Origin of the sequence: Streptomyces sp. HNM0574, assembly GCF_012726235.1 — a bacterium.
In the GTDB taxonomy this organism is placed as follows: Bacteria; Actinomycetota; Actinomycetes; order Streptomycetales; family Streptomycetaceae; genus Streptomyces.
The window spans coordinates 302,783-320,737 of sequence record NZ_JAASAH010000001.1 but is presented as its reverse complement, the minus strand read 5'-3'; the positions used below and the strand labels follow the sequence as shown (position 1 = coordinate 320,737).

Below are 17,955 nucleotides of genomic sequence, written 5' to 3'. Positions count from 1 at the left end.
AGGCCCACAGGGGACGTGACGACGTTGCGTGGGTAGTACGAGGGGCTGTGCTGCCTCAGTACACCGATGCCGGGGCGTCGCGGTGCAGTCACCGAAACCATGAAGCGTTTGGCTGGTCGGCGGCATGGTCTTGTAGATTCGAACGAAAGACGGACGGTGGAGACCTCGCGGCTTCCGACCTGCGCGCCCGCAGGGCCTTCCCCCTTCCGCTCCGCGGCACACAACCCCGCTGCGTACGCGGAGAACGACCGCAGACAGCGACCGGTCACCCCCGGTCGGTGACACGCCACGCATCACGAAACGCACGGACACACACGGACACGACCGACACCACCCAGTCACCACCCCATCCCCACCGGCCGGCGAGGCCGGAAACCACAACCACCCTCAGGCCACGCGTGGCCCACGAGTACGAAGAACGGCGGGCGAGACGACATGCGGCTGCGAGCACTCCTGGAGACGGATTCGCTCGGGATGCGACTCCTCGGCGGCGGCGACGAGCTCGACCGCACCGTCCGGGGCGTCATGACCACCGACCTCCGCGACCCCAGCCGGTACCTCTCCGGCGGCGAACTGGTCCTCACCGGTCTGGCCTGGCGCCGCTCGCCGGAGGAGTCCGAGGACTTCGTCCGCATCCTCGCCGCCGCCGGCGTCGCGGGCCTCGCGGCGGGCGAGGCCGAGATGGGCCCGGTGCCCGAGGACCTGGTGATCGCCTGCGCCAAGCACCGGCTCCCGGTCTTCTCGGTGAGCGAGGACGTCGCCTTCGCCACCATCACCGAGCACGTCGTACGCCAGGTCTCCACCGAACGCGCGGGCGACCTCGCCGCCGTCGTCGACCGGCACCGGCGGCTGATGTCGTCCGGCCCCTCGGGCGGCGGCCCCGACGTCGTCCTCGACCTGCTCGGCTCCGACCTGGACCTGCGCGCCTGGGTCCTCTCCCCCACCGGCCGCCCCGTCGCCGGGGCGGGCGGCCTGCCCGGCGGCACGGGCGGCCCCGGCGAGGACCCGGCCGCCACGCTGGCGCCCGCCACCGCGGCCCGGCTCGCGGGCGAACACCTCGCCGCGGCCCGCACCGGCCGCCCCGGACCGCACCGCGTGACGCTCGGCGACGCCACCTACTCGCTCTTCCCCATCCGCGCCGGCGGCCGCCACGACCTGCGCGAGACGGTGCTGTCCGACTGGATGCTCGCCGTCGAGGCCGACGCGGGCGACTGGCCCGAGGAGCGGCTCGACCTGCTCCAGGGCGTCACCCAGCTCATCGCCGTCGAACGCGACCGGCGGGACGCGGCCCGCACCGTGCGCCGCCGGCTCGCCCAGGAGGTCCTGGAGCTCCTCCAGGCCGGCGCCCAGCCCCCGGAGATCGCGGCCCGGCTCCGCGTCGCCGCTCCCGTGCTGCTGCCCGGACTGGGCACGGCGCCGCAGTGGCAGGTGGTCGTCGCCCGCGTCGACTGGTCGGACAGCGAGATCGAGGGCGGCCCCGTCGCCCAGTCGCTGCTGGAGGAGACCCTGCTCGACGCCCGCACCTCGGCCCCCGACGTCACGGGCACGGACGACTCCGACCGGATCGCCGTCGCGCACACCGGCGACGAGGCCGTCGCCCTCGTCCCCTTCCCCTCCGTCCCCGCCGACGACCGGGACGGGGCGGAGACACCGGCCGGGCTGGAGGCCGACGCGCTGCTGTCCACCGTCCGCGAGCCGATGGAGCAGGGCCTCGGCGAGGACGGGCGGCTCACGCTCGGCGTCAGCGCCGCCGTGCACTCGGCCGAGGGGCTCCGCGGCGCCCTGGAGGAGGCCCGGCACGCGCGCCGGGTCGCCGCCGCACGCCCCGGCCGGGTCTGCGCCGCCGGACACGAGGAACTCGCCTCGCACGTCCTGCTGCTGCCCTTCGTCCCCGACGACGTACGCCGCGCCTTCACCGCACGGCTGCTCGCCCCGCTGCACGACTACGACCGCCGCCACCGCGCCGAACTCGTCCCCACCCTCGACGCGTTCCTCGCCGCCGACGGCTCCTGGACCCGCTGCGCCTCACGCCTCCACCTGCACGTCAACACCCTCCGCTACCGCATCGGCCGCATCGAACAGCTCACCGGCCGCGACCTCTCCCGCCTGGAGGACAAACTCGACTTCTTCCTGGCACTGCGGATGAGCTGAGCGGCGCGGCGGGGAACCGAAAGCGCGGTGCCGGGGCCGCGCGACTGACGCCCCCGCCTCAGGTCAGAAGGTGCCAGGCCGCGGCGGCGGCGAAGAGGACGGTGAGGGCGGTGAGCACGATCATCGCCACGACCGTTGCGCGGCCCTCACCGGGTATACGGTCCTTGCCGTCGCCGTCCATGCCGCCGCCCCCTCCCACACCCTGTGTCCTCCCCCCAGCGTGGCCGACCATGCCGGGGGGCGTACAGGGCGCGCGGATCGCCGGACGGGGGCGCACGAGCCGCTGACCGTGGGGATTCGCTCACCGGGGCGTGGACATCGCCTCCGTCGTGCCCTTCCGCGCCGCCTCCACGAGTGACGCCGTGAAGGGGTGGGCCGGCGTCTCCAACACCTGTGCCGCCGGGCCCTGTTCGACGATCACGCCCCCGTCGAGGACGGCGACGTGGTGCGCGAGCGCCGCCGTGGGCAGGTCGTGCGTGATGAGGACGAGCGCCGGCCCGCCGGGAGCGTCCAGCAGGCCGGTGAGCACGTCCAGGACGGCGCGGCGGGTGAGCATGTCGAGGCCCGAGGTGATCTCGTCGCAGACCAGTACGCCGGGGCGGGCCAGCAACGCGCGGGCGAGCGCGGCCCGTTGCAGCTCGCCGCCGGAGAGCCGCCCGGGCCGCCGCTCCGCGAGCTCCGCGTCCAGCCCGACGCGGGCGAGCCCGGCGCGCGCCTCCTCCAGCGCCGTCGCGGGCGCCGCGCCGCGCAGCCGGACGGCGGTCCTGGCGACCTGCCACAGCACCGGCCGGTGCTCGTCGAAGGAGGCGGCCGCGTCCTGGAACACGTACTGCACGGCGGCGAGTTGCCCGGCGTCGCGGGCGCGCACGCTGTGCGGCAGCGGCACGCCGCCGGCCGGTACGGCCTCGCCGTCCCAGTCCCGGTGCAGCCCCGCGAGGCAGCGGCCGAGCGTCGTCTTGCCGCTCCCGGAGCGCCCCACCACGGCGAGGCACTCCCCCGCCGAGACGGTCAGCCGCGCGTCCCGCAGCGCGTGGACGGTGCCCCGCTCGCGGTCCCGGTACCGGGCCTCGCGGATGTGCGCCCGGAGCGCGGGCGCGGGGGCGTCCGGCCCGCTCCCGGGAGCGGCGGCGCGGGCGCTGTAGGCGTCCGTGCCCGCGCAGGCGAACAGTTCGCGGGTCCAGGGGTGCCGGGGCGCGGTGCGTACCCGGGCGGCCGGGCCCCGTTCGACGACGCGGCCCTCGCGCAGGACCACCACCTCGTCGGCCAGCTCACGGACCACGTCCAGATCGTGGCTGAGCAGCAGGACGGCGATGCCCCGGCGGGCGAGCCGCGCGAGTTCGGCGACGACGCGCTGCTTGGTCAGCGCGTCCTGCCCCGTCGTCGGCTCGTCGGCGACGACGGTGCGCGTGCCCCGCAGCAGGGCCTGCGCGAGCACCACCCGCTGCTGCTGACCGCCGGACAACTGGTGCGGATAGCGGCCCAACAGCCGTTCCCCGTCGGCCAGTTGTGCCGCCTCCAGCGCGCGCAGCACCCGTTCCCCGGCCTCGGCGCGGCGCTCCCGGCGCGGCAGTCTGAGGGCGCGCACCTGCCGCGCGGCGATGTCGTGGAGCAGCGCCCCCGCGCGGCGCGCCGGGTTGAGCGCGGCGCCCGGGTGCTGCGGCACGTAGCCGACGCCGCCGGCGTCCGCCCGTACCTCGCCCGTGACGCGGGCGCCGGCCGGGTACTCGCCGAGCAGGGACAGGCCGGTGGTGGTCTTGCCGCTGCCGGAGGCGCCGATCAGCGCCGTCACGGTGCCGGGGCGCAGCCGCAGGGACACGTCGTCGACGAGGAGGTGCCCCTCCTCGGTCTCGACGCTCAGCCCCCGGATCTCGGCCGCGACCGGCTCCGCACCGCCGTGCGGGGCTCCGGGTTCCTCGTGCGGGGTGCTGCTCATGAGCGGTTCCCTTTCCTCCCGCCCGGTTCCGCGGGCGGTCCGGTGCGCTGCTTCGTGTGCTGTTCCGTGCGTGTGGTGTGCCGGCTCCCGCGCTGGAGTGCGGCGTCGAAGAGGAGGTTCGTCCCCATGGACAGGAGGACGATCAGCAGCGCCGGTACGACGACGGCCCAGGGCTGGACGAACAGGCCGGTGCGGTTGCGGTCGACCATCACCGCCCAGTCCGCCGCGTCCGGTGCGACGCCCACGCCCAGGAAGGCGGCCGTGGCGACGAGATAGAGCACGCCCGTCATGCGCACCCCGGCGTCGGCCGCGAGGGTGCGCAGCGCCGAGCGGCCCACGTACCCCATGGCGATGCGCCGGCGGCTCTCGCCCTGCATCCGCAGTGCCTCGACCGCCGGTCTGGCCGCGATCTCCGCGGCGGTGGACCGTACGATCCGGGCCGCGTCGGGCACGTTGACGACGGCCACCAGGACGGCGAGTCCGACGGGCCCCGGCGCGAAGACCGTCGCGACGAGCAGCACGGCCAGCAGGGACGGCACCGCGAGCAGCACGTCCAGCGGCCGCATCAGCAGCTCCTCCGGCCAGGTCCTGCGGGTGAGGGCCGCGGCGAAGCCGACGGGCAGGGCGACGGCGTAGGCGAGGACGGTGGCCGCGAGGGCGACGAGGACGACGGACCTGCCGCCCAGCAGCACCTGCCGCCACACGTCCCGGCCGACGAAGTCGGTGCCGAACCACTGCGCGGCCCAGCCGTCCGACGGGCCGCCGAGGGTGAACGAGGCGCCGCGCGCCGCCGGTTCACCCGCGAGGAGCGGCCCGAGCAGGGCGAGCACGAACGGCAGCGCGAGGAGCAGCGCCCCCGTCACGAACCGGGCCCGGGTCCCGGGCTGTGCTGCCCCGCTCATGCGACCGCCCCCGCGCGGGGTGCGAGCCGGTGGGCGACGAGGTCGGCCGCGATGTTGAGGACGACCGTGACCGTCCCGAAGAGGACGGCCAGCCCCTGCACGACGGGAACGTCCCGCGCGGACACCGCGTCCAGCATCACCGTGCCGAGCCCCGGGATGACGAACAGTGCCTCCACGACGACCACTCCCCCGAGCAACCAGTCCACGGTCCGGGCGAGTTGCTGGGTGGCGGGCGCGAGCGCGTTGGGCAGGGCGTGCGTGCAGCGGACGCGCGCCTCGGAGAGCCCGTAGCGCCGCGCCTGGGCGACGTAGGGCGAGCCGAGCGCCTCGATCATCCCGGCGCGCACCAGCCGGCTGATGGAGCACACCGGGCGGGCCAGCAGCACCAGCACCGGCAGGACCAGCACCGCGGGGTGGGCGAGCAGCGCGCCGTCGAAGCCGACGGCGGTCGGCGGCAGCCAGTCCAGGCGCAGCGCGAAGAGCACCACCAGCAGCACGCCCAGCGCGAACTCCGGTACCGCGTACACGCCGAGGGTGACCCCGCTGATCAGCCGGTCCAGGCGCCCGCCCTCGCGGCGGGCCGCCAGGACGCCCAGTCCGACGCCGACGGGCACGAGCAGCGCGACGGTGAGGCAGGCCAGCGTCAGCGTGGGGCCGAAGCTCGCCGCCAGATAGGCGCTGACCGGCCTGCCGGTGGCGAGCGACTGCCCGAAGTCGCCGTGCGGCAGGCCCAGCGCCCAGTCCGCCAGGCGCTCGTACGCGGGACGGTCCAGGTGCATCGACTCCCGGATGGCGGCGATCCGGGCCGGGTCGGGCTGGTCCCCGGCGAGCGCGACGGCCGCGTCGCCGGGGAGCGCCTCGGTGAGCGCGAACACGAGCAGGACGACGGCCACGATCTGGCCCGCGCCGAGCAGCAGCCGCCGGGCGAGCCAGGAGCGCAGTCCGGTGGCGGCACTCACGCCAGCCACACCTTGTCGAAGCGTGCCCAGTCCAGGGTGTTGGCCGGTGCCTCGTTCTCGACTCCCCCGACGTTCCCGGCCGTTCCGACGATCCAGTCGGCGAAGCCCCACACCAGGAATCCGCCCTCCGCGTGCAGGCGGCGCTGCATCCGCTCGTACAGTGCGGTGCGTTCGTCCTCGTCGGCGGTGGACTGGGCCCTGCGGTACAGCTCGTCGAAGTCCTTGTGCTCCCAGTGGGTCGCGTTGGTGGTGGAGCCGGTGAGCAGCCGCTGGCTGAGGTGCACGTCGATGGGCATGGCGCCGGAGCGGTAGCTGCACAGGGTGCCGGAGTCGAGGATGTCGCTCCAGTAGCTGTCGGGGTTCCTGGTGCGCAGTTCGACGGTGACGCCGGCCTTCTTCGCCTGGTCGCGGAAGATGCCCGCCGCCTCGGTGAAGCCGGCGGCGACGTCGGAGGTGTCGAGGGTGACCTTCAGGTTCCCGGCGCCCGCCTCCTTCAGCAGCGCGCGGGCCCGCTCCAGGTCCTGTTCGCGCTGCGGGATTCCGGACGCGTAGTACTGGTACCCCTTGCCGAAGAGGTCGTTGCCGGCCTCTCCCGCGCCGGACAGTGCACCCTTGACGAGTTCCTCCCGGTCGGCGATGAGGAAGAACGCCTCACGGACCCGCTTGTCGTCGAACGGCGGCCGGTCGGTCTTCATCGCGAACGCCTGCATGTCGCTGTTCTTCAGCCGCACGATCCGGACCTGGCCGCTGTTCTCGTGCGCCCGCGCGGTGGTCGGCGTCAGCTCGTGCGCGTACTCGACCTGGCCGCCCAGCAGCGCGTTGATCCGGGCCGATTCCTCGTTCGCGGTGACGAACTCCAGCTCGTCCAGGTGCGGGGCGCCGTCCCAGTAGTCGTCGAACCGCCTGAGCAGCGTCGACCTGCCGGGGCTTGTGGAGACGAAGCGGAACGGGCCGGAGCCGACGGGCTTCTCGAAGCTGTCCGCGTCCTCGGGCACGATGTACGCACCGAACGCGGCCATCACGTTGGGGAATCCGGCCGTGGGCCGCTTCAGCCGGAACTCGACGGTGCGCCTGCCGACGGCGCGGCTCGCGTCCAGGTCGACGGGTTCCAGGTCGGCCTTCGAGCGGAACGCCTTCTCCGGGTCGGAGATGCGGCGGTAGCTGTAGAGCACGTCCTGGGCGGTGACCGGGTCCCCGTTGTGGAAGGTGGCGTCGCGCAGGGTGACCGTCCAGCGGTCCAGTGCCTTGTTCGGCTCCCAGCGTGCGGCGAGCCGGGGCCTGGCCACCAAGTCGGCGTCGTAGTCGGCGAGTTTGTCGAAGAGCGCCTTGGAGCGCGCCGCGTCGCCGAACAGGTTGGCCAGGTGCGGGTCCAGCGTCTCGTTGGCTCCGTCCCCCGCGAAGGAGGCCCGCAGCCTGCCGCCGCGGCGCGGTTCGCCCGCGCCGCCCGCGCCGCCGCCGGCCCCTCCCCCGCCGCAGCCGGAGAGGGCGAGGGCGCCGAGCGCGGCGGCACCTCCGGTCGCGGCGAGGAAGCCGCGGCGCCGCAGCCCGGGGTACGGGGCGGGCGTGCCGCCGTCCCCGGTCCCGGGGTTTTCGGCGCTCTGTCCGGACGACGGACGCTGACGCATCATGCATCTCCTCGCTGTGCGAAATGGTGGTGGGTGAGGGCTCGTCGGCCCCTTGGGCGGGACTCAGGCGGTGCGGCGGGCGACGAGGTGGAGGCGGTCCGCGTCGGCCGCGGTGCCGGGTGCGTCGCCCTCGCGCCACGGGGTGCCGGTGCGCGGTCCGGGGCCGTCGTGCAGCTCCAGGACGTCGAACCCGTGGGCGACGAGGTGGTGGCGCAGTTCCTGCGGGAACAACAGCCGCCAGGCGGACCGCTGTTCACGGCGCGGCGATCCGTCGTCGGCGGTCCACACCCGCCTGCGGCGCAGCAGCTGCGCCGTGCGGTCGACGCGGAGGGTCGTCACCGAGCGGTACGCGGTGCCCTGCCAGGTGAACCGGTCGGTCCGCGGCGCGTCGAGCAGGTCGGTCCGCCCGAGGAAGTAGGCGCCGTTGCGCATCTCCGCGACGAGCAGCCCGCCGGGGCGGAGCGCCCGCGCGCAGGAGCGGAACAGGCCGTCCAGTTCCTCGTTGGTGTGGCAGTAGAGCAGCGAACTGTCCATGCACACCACGGAGTCGAAGGCCCCCGCGCCCAGGTCGAAGCCGCGCAGGTCGGCGCGGACGTACCGGGGGCCGGGATGGTGCTCGCGCGCGTGGGCGAGCATCGCTTCCGACAGGTCGGCGCCGGTCACCTCACGTCCCGCGCCGTGCAGGTACGCGGCGTCCCGGCCGGTGCCGCAGCCCAGGTCCAGCAGGTCCGGGCCGGCGCCGTGCCGGCGCAGGCAGTCCTCGGCCCAGCGTGCGGCGAGCCGTTCGGGTGCGGGGAACCGGGCCTCGTAGAGCGCCGGATGGTCGGTGAGCAGGTTCTGTCCGCTGTCGTGTCCGGTCACCGTCCGCTCCCCTCGCCGCTGTGCGCCTTCGCACCGTGGGGGCCGGCATCGTCCTTGCAGGCAGGGCGAGTTGAGCCGCTGTCCGTGCCCGCGCGTGGCAGCGCGTCCCGGCGGCGGAGCCAGGCGACGGACGCGGCGGAGAGCAGGCCCGCGCACAGGCAGCCGGCCCAGGGCAGCCAGGCGGCGCCGTGCGCGGCGCCCGCGTCCATCGCCCAGCCGACGAGGGTGTTGCCCAGCGCCGCGGCGATCCCGGAGACGACGTAGAAGACCCCGAAGTAGGTCCCCGTCAGCTCCTTGCGTCCGAAGCCCGGTATGAGCTCCATGACGAACGGCTGGGCCACCATGTGTCCCGCGTACAGCAGCAGCGCACCGGCCAGTACCGGCAGCAGCGCGAGCGCGGCCGCACCGGCGCCCGCCCCCTCGTCCGCGCCCCCGCCGAGCACCACCACGAGCGGGGGTACGAACGCGAGCCCCATCAGGGCGAGTCCGGTGCTGATCCACCGGCCTCTGCTGCCGCGCGCCTTGAGGCCGCGGGTGATGCGCATCTGGAGGCCGAGGTTGGCGAGGGTGCCGGTCAGGAAGACGAAGCCGGCGGCTCCGGCCCAGCCCGTCGCGGTCCGCGCGGCGTCCGGCAGCAGCAGGTACAGCTGGTTCTCCATGGTGAACATGCCGACCATGGCGAGCGCGAAGGCCAGGAAGCGGCGGTTGCCGACGACTTCGCGCCAGTCCGCCATCACGCTGTTCGGCGAGGGCGGCACCGTACGCGCCGGCAGGACGACCGCCTGGACGACGGTGAGCACGGCGAAGATGCCCGCCGCGGTCAGCGCACTGGCCCGGAAGTCCACGAACAGCAGGGCGCTGCCCAGCAGCGGCCCGACGAGCGCGCCCGTGGTGGCGAAGATGTTGAACAGCGCGAAGGCTTCCGCCTTCCGCTCCCCCGCCTCCTGCGTGAGATACGCCCGCACCGCCGGGTTGAACAGTGCCCCGGCGAGCCCGCTGAGCACGGAGGCGGCGAGCAGCACCGGCAGCCCGTCGCCCAGCGCGAAGGAGGCGAAGCCGACGGTCCGCAGCGCGCATCCGGCGATGATGACGCGCCGCGCGCCGAGCCGGTCGGCCGCGGAGCCGCCGAGGATGAACAGGCCCTGCTGGCTGAGGTTCCGGACGCCGAGGACGATGCCGACGACGGCGGCGGACATGCCCAGGTCCTCGCCCAGGTGCGTCGCCAGGTAGGGGATCAGCAGGTAGAAGCCGATGTTGACGCCGAGCTGGTTGACGAGCAGCAGCCGGACGGCGAACGGGAACCGGCGTATCTCATGCCAGGTCTGCACTGCCGCCCCCTCTCCGCCCCGGCTGCCCGGGCACGGTCTCCGGCCCGACGGGGCGCACGCCGAGTCCCGCGCGCTCCGAGGCGCGGACGGTGCCGTCCTCGCCGCCGATGCCGGACCACGGGTCGTCGGCCAGCAGCAGGTGCCCGTCCAGGTCGGCCCAGCGGGCGCGGTCGGCGAGGTGGACGGCGGGGGCGATGCCGAGGCTGCTGGCGGTGAAGCAGCCGAGCATCAGCTCGGTGCCGGTGCCGGCGACCAGTTCGGCGATGCGGAGCGCGGCGTGCACGCCGCCGCACTCGGCGAGCTTGACGTTGACGCCCTGGACGCGGCCCGCGAGGCGCCGCACGTCCTCCAGGGTCGCCGCGTCCTCGTCCGCGACGACCGGGACGGGGGCGTGCTCGGCGAGGCGCGCGAGGGCCTCCGGATCGCCCGGCGGGAGGGGCTGTTCGACGGCCTCGACGCCGAGTTCGGCGTACCGGGGCAGCAGCGAGGCGGCCCGGGACGCGCTCCACGCGCCGTTCGGGTCGAGCAACAGCCGGGCGTGCGGGGCGTGTTCGCGTACGGCGCGGACACGGGCGAGGTCGTCCTCCGGGTCGGCCGCGCCCGCCTTGATCTTGAGCACCCGGAAGCCGCTCTCCGCGAGGCAGTGCGCCTGGACGGCGGCGCGTTCGGGCGTGGTGATGCCGATGGTGCGGGCCGTGGCCACGGCGGGCGCGGTGACGGCGCCGAGCAGCCGGTGCACGGGGGCGCCCGCGCGCTTGCCGGTGAGGTCCAGCAGCGCGGACTCCACGGCGGCGGTCACCGCGGGCGGCGCCTCGGGGTTCCGCCCGCCGAGGACGGGCTGTCCCTCGCGGAGTGCCGCGAGGGCGCTCTCCGCGTCGGGATGGCGGGCCAGTTCGGCGCCGGCGGCGGTGAGCATCCGGGCGAGCGTGTCGGTGTCCAGCCGCAGGTACCGGCTGGAGACGGCCTCACCGTGACCGCGCAGCCCGCCCTGTTCGACGGTGAGCCGGACGGCGTCGCGGGAGGACATGGTGGAACGGGATATGCGCAGTGGCTCAGCCAGTTGCAGGGGCGTGGTGCGGACGGCGGACTTGAGCACGACCTTCAGCGGCCGGCGCGGCGGTGCCGCGCCGTGCGCTGCGGTGCGCCCGGTCGCCCTGGGGGCGGCGGTCACGGGGTGCCCTCCTCGGGGGAGTCGACGGGAGACGGGACGGTGGACGGCGCGGCGTCCGGGTGCGCGGACGGTCCGGGACAGTGGCCCGGATTCCCCGGCTCCGCGGCCGGGGCGACGGTGCGGGGGTCGACGACGGAGGTGCAGCGCGTCCAGCCGGTGGCCTCCGCCGCGTGCGGGTGCGGGATCTCCACGGGGCGGCTCGCCGCGGTGGCGGGGTCGATGCCGTGCGCCGTGGTGAAGTCGTCGTCGTAGACGGTGCCGAGGTAGCGGTGCAGGCCGTCCGGGAAGACGGCCGCGACGACGGCGCCGGGGTCGAGCCGTGCCGCCCAGGCGGCGACGAGCGCGGTGGCGCCGGTGCTCCAGCCGCCGCTGACGAAGCTGCCGCGGGCCAGCCTCCGGCAGGCGTCGGTGGCCTCGGCGGGCCCCACCCAGTGCACCTCGTCGAAGGCCTCGTAGGCGACGTTCCGCGGGTGGATGCTGCTGCCGAGGCCGCGCATCAGCCGGGGCCTGGCGGGCTGTCCGAAGATGGTCGAGCCGGTGGCGTCCACCCCGATCAGCCGCAGGTGCGGCCAGTGGCGGCGCAGCGGTGCGCTGATGCCCGCGCTGTGCCCGCCGGTGCCGACGCTGCACACCAGGACGTCCAGCCGGTCGAGTCCGGCGGCGAGTTCCGCGGCGAGGGAGGCGTAACCGGCGGCGTTGTCCGGGTTGTTGTACTGGTCCGGCCAGTAGGCGCCGGGGTGCCGCTCGCGCACCTGCCGCAGCCGGGCGAGCCGCGCCGCCTGCCAGCCGCCGTGCGCGGCGGGCCGGTCGACGAGCTCCAGCTCGGCCCCGTAGGCGCGCAGCAACCGCCGCATGGACGGCTCCAGTTCGGTGTCGCAGACGAGGACGACGGGGTGGCCGAGCGCCTGGCCGGCGAAGGCCAGGCCGATGCCGAGCGTGCCGGAGGTGGACTCCACGACAGTGGCGCCCGGGCGCAGTTCGCCGCGTTCCCTGGCGCCGAGCAGCATGGAGACGGCGGCGCGGGCCTTCATCCCGCCCGCGCCGAGCCCCTCCAGCTTCGCCCAGAACCCGGGCTGCGGCACGGGCAGATCGCTGCTGATGCGGGCCAGCGGCGTACGTCCGACGAGCGAGAGCAGCCCGGGGTCGGCGACGGCCGGTCTCCCGGCGGACGGCCCGGACGGGGCGGGGGCGCCGGCGGTGAGGGCAGTGGTCACGCCGCGCCCCCGTAGCGGTGGAGGACGCCGGGGCCGCCGTCGAGCCAGAAGAACGGGTACGGCTCGGCGCACACCCCGGTGACGCCCGCGCCCATCATCCTGGGGAGCACGGCGCTGCCGGTCTGCGCGAACATCACCAGCGGCTTGCCGTGCCGCAGCGCGTGCTCGCGCAGTGGCTCGAAAGTGCCGTTCCCGAGCGTCATCCCGGAGGCGAGGACGGCGTCGCAGCCCTCCAGCTCGCTGAGCGAGTCGGTCCGTACCAGGTCGCCCCATTCGGTGGTGCCGCCCTTGAAGTCGCAGGGAACGTACGCCAGCCCGTACGAACGCAGGCACTCCAGCAGCGAGTTGACCACCCCGACGACGAGGACTCGGCCACCGCTGTCCGTCTGCCCGGCGACGAGGTCCACCACGGCGCGGGCGCGCGCCCGGGAGCGGGAGAGCGAGGTGCCGGCGGGCAGCGGACAGGGCTGCGCCCCGTTCCCCGGGGTGTGCGGCAGGACGTGCATCAGGTAGGCGTCCAGCGCGGCGACGCGGACGGTGCGCAGCGGGTGCCGCAGCAGCCGCGCGACGTCGGTGTTCACACAGTCGTCGACGGCGTGCGCGGGCAGTTCCCCGGGCTCGGCGGCGCAGGAGCCGACGGCGGCGCCGAGGCGCAGGCTGAGCACCTCGTTCCGGTACCCGGTGCCGCGCCCCTCGTGCCGCACGGCCTGCCGTGTGGTGAACGCGGTGGTGACGCGCTGCGTACCGGGCGCGGGCCCGAACTCGCCGTGCTCCACGGCCCGTACGAGCTCCGCGTACCCGGACGCGTGGCCCGGTCCGGCCGCGGCGGGCGCCCCGGTGACGGTGCCGGTCATCGGGCGGCCACCTTCGGGCGCACGGGGGCGAGCAGTTCGGCCACGCGGTCCCGCGCGCTGTCCGGTCCGGAGGCGCCCGCCATCACGTGCCCGAGATAGCCGTTGTTGCTCCCGGTGTTCCGCACCCGCGCCCCGGGATCGGCCAGTTGGAGCTCCAGCAGCCCGGCGGCCTCCGTCAGCTTCTCCGTCCCCTCGAAGCCCTCCAGCACGCCCTCGTCCTGCGGTACGAGGAAGCCGATCGCGGCACTGTCCAGCCCGGTGGAGCGGCGCTCCAGGTCGGGCGTGCCGCCCAGGGCGAGGTCGACGCAGGCGGCGGCGAGGTCGATCCCGGTGACGTGCCGCACGAGTTCGGTGATCCGGTTGCCCGCGGGGCGGGGGTTGACCTCGACGACGCGCGGCCCGGCGGCGGTGAGCTTGATCTCGGTGTGCGCGACGACCTGGTCGAGCCCGAGCGCGTCCAGCGCGGCGACGGCCGTCTCCACGGCGCCCCGCGCCGCCTCCCGGCCGAGCCCGGCGGGGAACATGTGCCCCGTCTCGACGAATGCGGGGGCCCCGCCGACGCTCTTGTCCGTCACGCCGACCACATGGTGCGTGCCCCCGTACGAGACGGTCTCGACGCTCACCTCGGGCCCGTCCAGCAGCTCTTCGAGCAGCACGGCGGGCGAGCGGAGCTGCCCGCGCGCGTTCACGGGGAACGCGGCGAGCGCGTGGTGCGCGGCGGCCAGCTGCTCCTCGTCGTCGACCCGGCGGACGTACATACCGGCGCACAGGTCGACGGGTTTGAGCACCAGCGGGTAGCCGATCTCGCGCGCGGCGACGGTGGCCGCCGCCCAGTCCTCGCACACGGCGAACCGGGGCCCGGGCACGCCGGCCGCGCGCAGGGTCCTGCGGGTGGCGTCCTTGCGGCAGGCACGTCCGACCGCCTCGGCCGAGGCCCCGGGCAGCCCGAGGTGACCGGCGAGGCGGGCGACGGCGGGGAGGTAGTAGTCGCAGGAGGTGAGCACCCCGTCGAAGCCGAACACCTCGTGCAGCCGGGCCACATGGGGCAGCAGCGTGGGGGTGTCGTTGGTGTCGGCGGTGACGATGTGCCGCGCGCCGAGCAGCGGGTGCGCGGTGCCCTCGGGCGCCGAGCGCAGGTAGTGGTGCACGTCGCGGGTCAGGAACGTGAATTGGTGTCCGCTCTCCCGGATCGCGCGCGGCAGCAGCCGGCTCATCGCCCCGACCCAGCTCTCGACCATCAGCAGATGTCCCACAGTTCTCCTTCGCCACGATTCGCTGCGATGCGCTGCGCTCTCGCCGGGCGCTCCGGCCGGCGCCGGCAGCACGGTCCGGGCATGCGGGAGCGGCTCCGGCCCCGCGGCCCGTGTTGACTGAGAACATACGCTATCGATAATCATTTTCATTGTCATGCCCGGCTACGTCACACCTCCGATTGCGAGACCCGTGCGCCTTCGACCCCCGCACCGCCCAACCGCCGCCCTGTGCGCGCTCCTTGCCACCGCCGGGACGCTCACCGGCGCGGCCCCCGCCCCCACGACGGATTCCGGCCACGGAGTCCGCTCCCCCTCCATCCCTCCGCTCCACTTCGGGCAGTGCCCCGATTCCGTCCCCGAGCCGGAGGACGGGTCGCGCGTGGAGTGCGGCACCGTCCGCGTCCCGCTGGACTCCGCCCGCCCGGACGGACCGCGGCTCCGCATAGCCGTCTCCCGGGTCCCCGCCACCGGGACACGGGAGCAGCGCCGGGGCGTCCTGCTCGTCAACCCCGGCGGACCCGGCGGCTCGGGACTGCCGTACGCGGTGACCAAGCGCGAGAAGCTGCCCGAGGACGTGCGGCGGGCCTACGACGTGATCGGCTTCGACCCGCGCGGCACCGGCCGCAGCGCCCCCGCCGACTGCGGCGCCATGGGCGGCCTGTTCGACGCCCCGGGGCCCGACCCGCTGCCCCGCACACCCGCCGGGGAACGCGCCTGGTCGGACGCCCAGCGCCGGATGGCCGAGGACTGCGCCGAGGGCCTGGGCCCCGCCCTGCCGCACCTGTCGACGACGGAGACGGCACACGACATGGACGCCGTACGCGCCGCCCTCGGCGAGCGGCGGATCAGCTATCTCGGCGTCAGCTACGGCACCTACCTGGGGGCCGCGTACGCCGCCGCCTTCCCCCGGCGGATCGACCGGATGGTGCTCGACAGCGTCGTCGGGCCGTGGGACTGGCACGACTTCGACGTCCGGCAGGCCCGCGCCATGCTCCGCCAGCGCGCGACCCTCTTCGACTGGCTCGCCGCACGCGACGGCCACTACCGGCTGGGCGGCACGCCGTCCCGCGTCCGCGCCTCGTACGCGCGGGTGCGCGCGGAGTTGAAGCGGAACCCCGTGCGGGGCTTCGGGGCCGCCGAGTTCGACCGGGCCGTCTACGACGCGCTGGGCCGGACGGAGCGCTGGCAGCGGCTGGGCGAGGGGATGCGCGACCACCTGCGCGAGGGCAGCGTGTCCGGACTGGGACCGGAATCCCCCGAGGACGCCTTCGACAGCCCCGCGTCGCGCACCTTCCAGGCCGCCAACCGCGCGGTGAAGTGCGCCGACGACCCGGGCCCCACCCCGGACGGGACGGTGCGCGACCTCCGCTCACTCCGGGCCCGCGACCCCCTGCCCGTACTGACCGGACTGGAGGCGGCCACCTGTGCCCACTGGCCGCACCACCCGCCGCACCGCACCCCGTTGGGCAGCGAGGGCGGCGCCGGCGTGCCGCCCGTCCTGCTCGTCGCCTCCGAGCACGACCCCGTCACCCCGGTCGACGGCGCACGGCGGATGCGCGCGCTGCTGCCCGGCTCCCGCCTGGTGACGCTCCACGAGGACTACTCGCACGGCGTGTTCGCCAGCCGGGGCAACGACTGTGTGGACGGCACCGTCTCCGCGTACCTGACCGAGGGCCGGCGCCCCGCGCGCGACGTGCACTGCACCGGCCCCGGCCTGCCCTGACGCGCCGGAACGGCGGACCGCGGGGGCGCGACGAAGGGCTCCCGCAGTCCGCAACGGTCGCACCGGTGACAACACTTGGCAGCGAGAGCCATCCGGTAAAACTTTGTGAACTGATTCACACCCACCTCTTGGCCCAGCACCTCTCTCCGTGCTGAGATGCGCTCACATCCGGCTCGACGGCGCGCTTGGGGAGGGCACTGTGGCGGACACCGCCATGTCACGTTCGGTACGGCTGGATCCACACGACGACGACAACAGCCCTCTGTCCCGGGCCATATGGCGGCTCCGCTCCCGCGGCTGCTGGGAGGACGCCGCCGCACTCCTGGAGCCCCACACACCCGACCACCCGACCGCGGCCGTCCAGCGGGCGGCACTGCTCGTCGAACGGTGCATGTTCACCACCGAGGGCTGGGCCGGCGCCGAGGACGCGCTGCGCCAGGCGGAGGCCGCCGCGCAGGACGACGAGGACCGCGGCATGGCCGCCTGCGAACGCGGCCAACTCGCCTACGCCTCCACCGTCCTGGGCGTACGCGACCGCGCCGACGAGGCACGCGCCGCGCTGGGCCGCGCCGCCGCTCTGCTCGCCCCCGGGGCGCGCGGCCGCGCCGTCCTCGACTTCCGGCGCGGCCTGCTGGCCGAGCACCTGAGCGACCACCCGCAGTCCGCGCGGGCCGCGTACCGCCGCGCGCACGCGGGCGCCGCCGCGCACGGCAACAGACTGCTGTGCTCCTTCACCTGGCGGCACCTCGCCGGACTGGCGCTGCGCGACGGCGAACTGGCCGAAGCCCGCCACGGGTTCACCGAATCGCTCCGCATCCGCGAGGAACTGGGCTTCCTCGTCGGCATGGCCCCCGCACTCGCCGCGCTGGCCGACGCCCAGCCGGACCCGGAGGCGTCCCGCCTGCGCGACGAGGCACGGCGCCTCTTCCAGCTCCTGGGCGGCATCCCCGCCTGGCTGGGCGACCACCTCTCCCCCGCCTGACGCGCTATGCGCGGGGCGGCCCCGTGTGCGGTGCCATGTGGTCGCGCATGACGCGCTCCGCCGTCGCCGTGTCCTGCGCCTGGAGCGCGTCCAGCAGCGCCACGTGCTCGGACGCCTCGCCGAGCAGTTCCGCCGTGCCGCGCGCCGTCTGCCCGGGCCCGCGCTGGGCCCGGCGGAGGACGTCGTCGGCGACGGCGACGAGCTGGGCGTTGCCCGTCAGCTCCAGCAGCGCGGCGTGGAAGGCACGGTCCGCGTCGGCGTAGGCGGCGCGGTCGCCCCTGGCGGCGGCCGTGAGGGTGTCCTCGGCGAGCGGGCGCAGCTCGTCCCAGCGCCCGGCGGGCAGCGTACGGGCCAGCCGCAGCACCGCCGGGATCTCCAACAGCTCCCGCACCTCACCCAGTTCGGCGCTCTCGCGCGGACTGTGCTCGGCGACGCGGAAACCCCGGTTGGGCACCGTCTCGACGGCGCCCTCGCTCACCAGCTGCTGCATGGCCTCCCGCACCGGGGTCGGGGAGACGCCGTAGCAGTCGGCTATCGCGGGGGCCGAATAGACCTCCCCCTGCGCGAGTTCGCCGGACAGCAGCGCCTCGCGCAGCGCCTCCAGGATCTGCGCGCGCACGGAGTGCCGTTCGGGCCGCGCGGCGGAGGGGGACACCGCGGGCGGCGCCGCCAGAACCCCGGCCGGGGCCTGCGCCCTGGACGTGACGCGTGGCACACCCGGTTCGCCGTGCACGTGCTCCCCACGCGCGGAGGGGTCGCCGTCCGCACGGGCCGCCTCCGGCGGGCGCGGCGGCCCGGGAGGCGCCGAGGCAGGCGCGGAAGCGGTCGTCCGGGACTGGGCGGGGACGCGGGGCCGCTGCGCGTCCCGTCCGGTCCGCGGGGCGGCGTCCGGTCGGGTCTGTTCCATCTGTCCCCTCCAGGTGTCCGTGAGCACGATAGCGGGTGGGGCTGCAGATCAAACGTCGATCTCCGAGGGGTAAGGTAAGGCTTACCTGCTAT

General features: G+C 75.2%; 15 protein-coding genes. 3 read left to right on the top strand and 12 right to left on the bottom strand.

Going from position 1 to position 17,955, the window contains the following annotated elements:
- Positions 1–435 precede the first annotated feature (435 nt).
- Complete coding sequence (locus tag HCC30_RS01300; protein ID WP_169440063.1) at positions 436–2,151, top strand: PucR family transcriptional regulator ligand-binding domain-containing protein; 1,716 nt, start codon at positions 436–438, stop codon at positions 2,149–2,151.
- 58 nt (positions 2,152–2,209) lie between these two features.
- On the opposite strand, the gene HCC30_RS28935 is transcribed toward HCC30_RS01300, so the two are convergent.
- The 11 genes from HCC30_RS28935 to HCC30_RS01250 all read right to left on the bottom strand — a co-directional run bounded on the left by HCC30_RS28935 (position 2,210) and on the right by HCC30_RS01250 (position 14,251).
- Entirely contained in the window at positions 2,210–2,332 is a 123-nt protein-coding gene (locus HCC30_RS28935; RefSeq protein WP_277347935.1) for a hypothetical protein, read from the bottom strand.
- 120 nt (positions 2,333–2,452) lie between these two features.
- Positions 2,453–4,084 carry an ATP-binding cassette domain-containing protein gene (locus tag HCC30_RS01295; protein WP_169440062.1) on the bottom strand — a complete coding sequence of 544 codons (1,632 nt, stop codon included), beginning with the start codon at positions 4,082–4,084 and terminating at the stop codon, positions 2,453–2,455.
- Complete coding sequence (locus tag HCC30_RS01290) at positions 4,081–4,986, bottom strand: ABC transporter permease (protein ID WP_169440061.1); 906 nt, start codon at positions 4,984–4,986, stop codon at positions 4,081–4,083. The genes HCC30_RS01295 and HCC30_RS01290 overlap by 4 nt, the downstream gene beginning before the upstream one ends.
- Positions 4,983–5,945 carry an ABC transporter permease gene (locus tag HCC30_RS01285; protein ID WP_169440060.1) on the bottom strand — a complete coding sequence of 321 codons (963 nt, stop codon included), beginning with the start codon at positions 5,943–5,945 and terminating at the stop codon, positions 4,983–4,985. The genes HCC30_RS01290 and HCC30_RS01285 overlap by 4 nt, the downstream gene beginning before the upstream one ends.
- The gene (locus HCC30_RS01280; protein ID WP_240979244.1) at positions 5,942–7,573 is read right to left on the bottom strand and encodes an ABC transporter substrate-binding protein; all 1,632 of its coding nucleotides are present in this window, start codon (positions 7,571–7,573) and stop codon (positions 5,942–5,944) included. Before HCC30_RS01280 ends, HCC30_RS01285 begins: the two co-directional genes overlap by 4 nt.
- 60 nt (positions 7,574–7,633) lie before the next feature.
- Positions 7,634–8,431 carry a class I SAM-dependent methyltransferase gene (locus tag HCC30_RS01275; protein ID WP_169440059.1) on the bottom strand — a complete coding sequence of 266 codons (798 nt, stop codon included), beginning with the start codon at positions 8,429–8,431 and terminating at the stop codon, positions 7,634–7,636.
- The gene (locus HCC30_RS01270) at positions 8,428–9,759 is read right to left on the bottom strand and encodes an MFS transporter (protein WP_169440058.1); all 1,332 of its coding nucleotides are present in this window, start codon (positions 9,757–9,759) and stop codon (positions 8,428–8,430) included. The genes HCC30_RS01275 and HCC30_RS01270 overlap by 4 nt, the downstream gene beginning before the upstream one ends.
- Positions 9,743–10,855 (bottom strand): dipeptide epimerase, encoded by a 1,113-nt coding sequence (locus HCC30_RS01265; protein ID WP_346776473.1) that lies wholly within the window; start codon positions 10,853–10,855, stop codon positions 9,743–9,745. The genes HCC30_RS01270 and HCC30_RS01265 overlap by 17 nt, the downstream gene beginning before the upstream one ends.
- A 71-nt stretch (positions 10,856–10,926) precedes the next feature.
- The gene (locus HCC30_RS01260; RefSeq protein ID WP_206323280.1) at positions 10,927–12,066 is read right to left on the bottom strand and encodes a PLP-dependent cysteine synthase family protein; all 1,140 of its coding nucleotides are present in this window, start codon (positions 12,064–12,066) and stop codon (positions 10,927–10,929) included.
- Positions 12,067–12,140: 74 nt separating this feature from the next.
- Entirely contained in the window at positions 12,141–12,998 is an 858-nt protein-coding gene (locus tag HCC30_RS01255; RefSeq protein WP_169440056.1) for a hypothetical protein, read from the bottom strand.
- Positions 12,995–14,251: an ATP-grasp domain-containing protein gene (locus HCC30_RS01250; protein WP_346776448.1), complete on the bottom strand. Its 1,257-nt coding sequence runs from the start codon at positions 14,249–14,251 to the stop codon at positions 12,995–12,997. Before HCC30_RS01250 ends, HCC30_RS01255 begins: the two co-directional genes overlap by 4 nt.
- 379 nt (positions 14,252–14,630) lie before the next feature.
- Between HCC30_RS01250 and HCC30_RS01245 the strand changes: the two genes are divergently transcribed.
- Together HCC30_RS01245 and HCC30_RS01240 are read left to right on the top strand one after the other, a co-directional pair.
- Positions 14,631–15,974, top strand: a complete 1,344-nt coding sequence (locus HCC30_RS01245) for an alpha/beta hydrolase (RefSeq protein WP_346776447.1) — start codon at positions 14,631–14,633, stop codon at positions 15,972–15,974.
- 214 nt (positions 15,975–16,188) lie between these two features.
- On the top strand, positions 16,189–16,956 hold the full coding sequence (locus HCC30_RS01240) for a hypothetical protein (RefSeq protein WP_169440490.1): 768 nt from the start codon (positions 16,189–16,191) through the stop codon (positions 16,954–16,956).
- A gap of 4 nt (positions 16,957–16,960) precedes the next feature.
- Here HCC30_RS01240 and HCC30_RS01235 read toward each other — a convergent pair whose 3' ends face one another.
- Positions 16,961–17,863 carry a GntR family transcriptional regulator gene (locus tag HCC30_RS01235; protein WP_169440054.1) on the bottom strand — a complete coding sequence of 301 codons (903 nt, stop codon included), beginning with the start codon at positions 17,861–17,863 and terminating at the stop codon, positions 16,961–16,963.
- Positions 17,864–17,955: the final 92 nt, after the last annotated feature.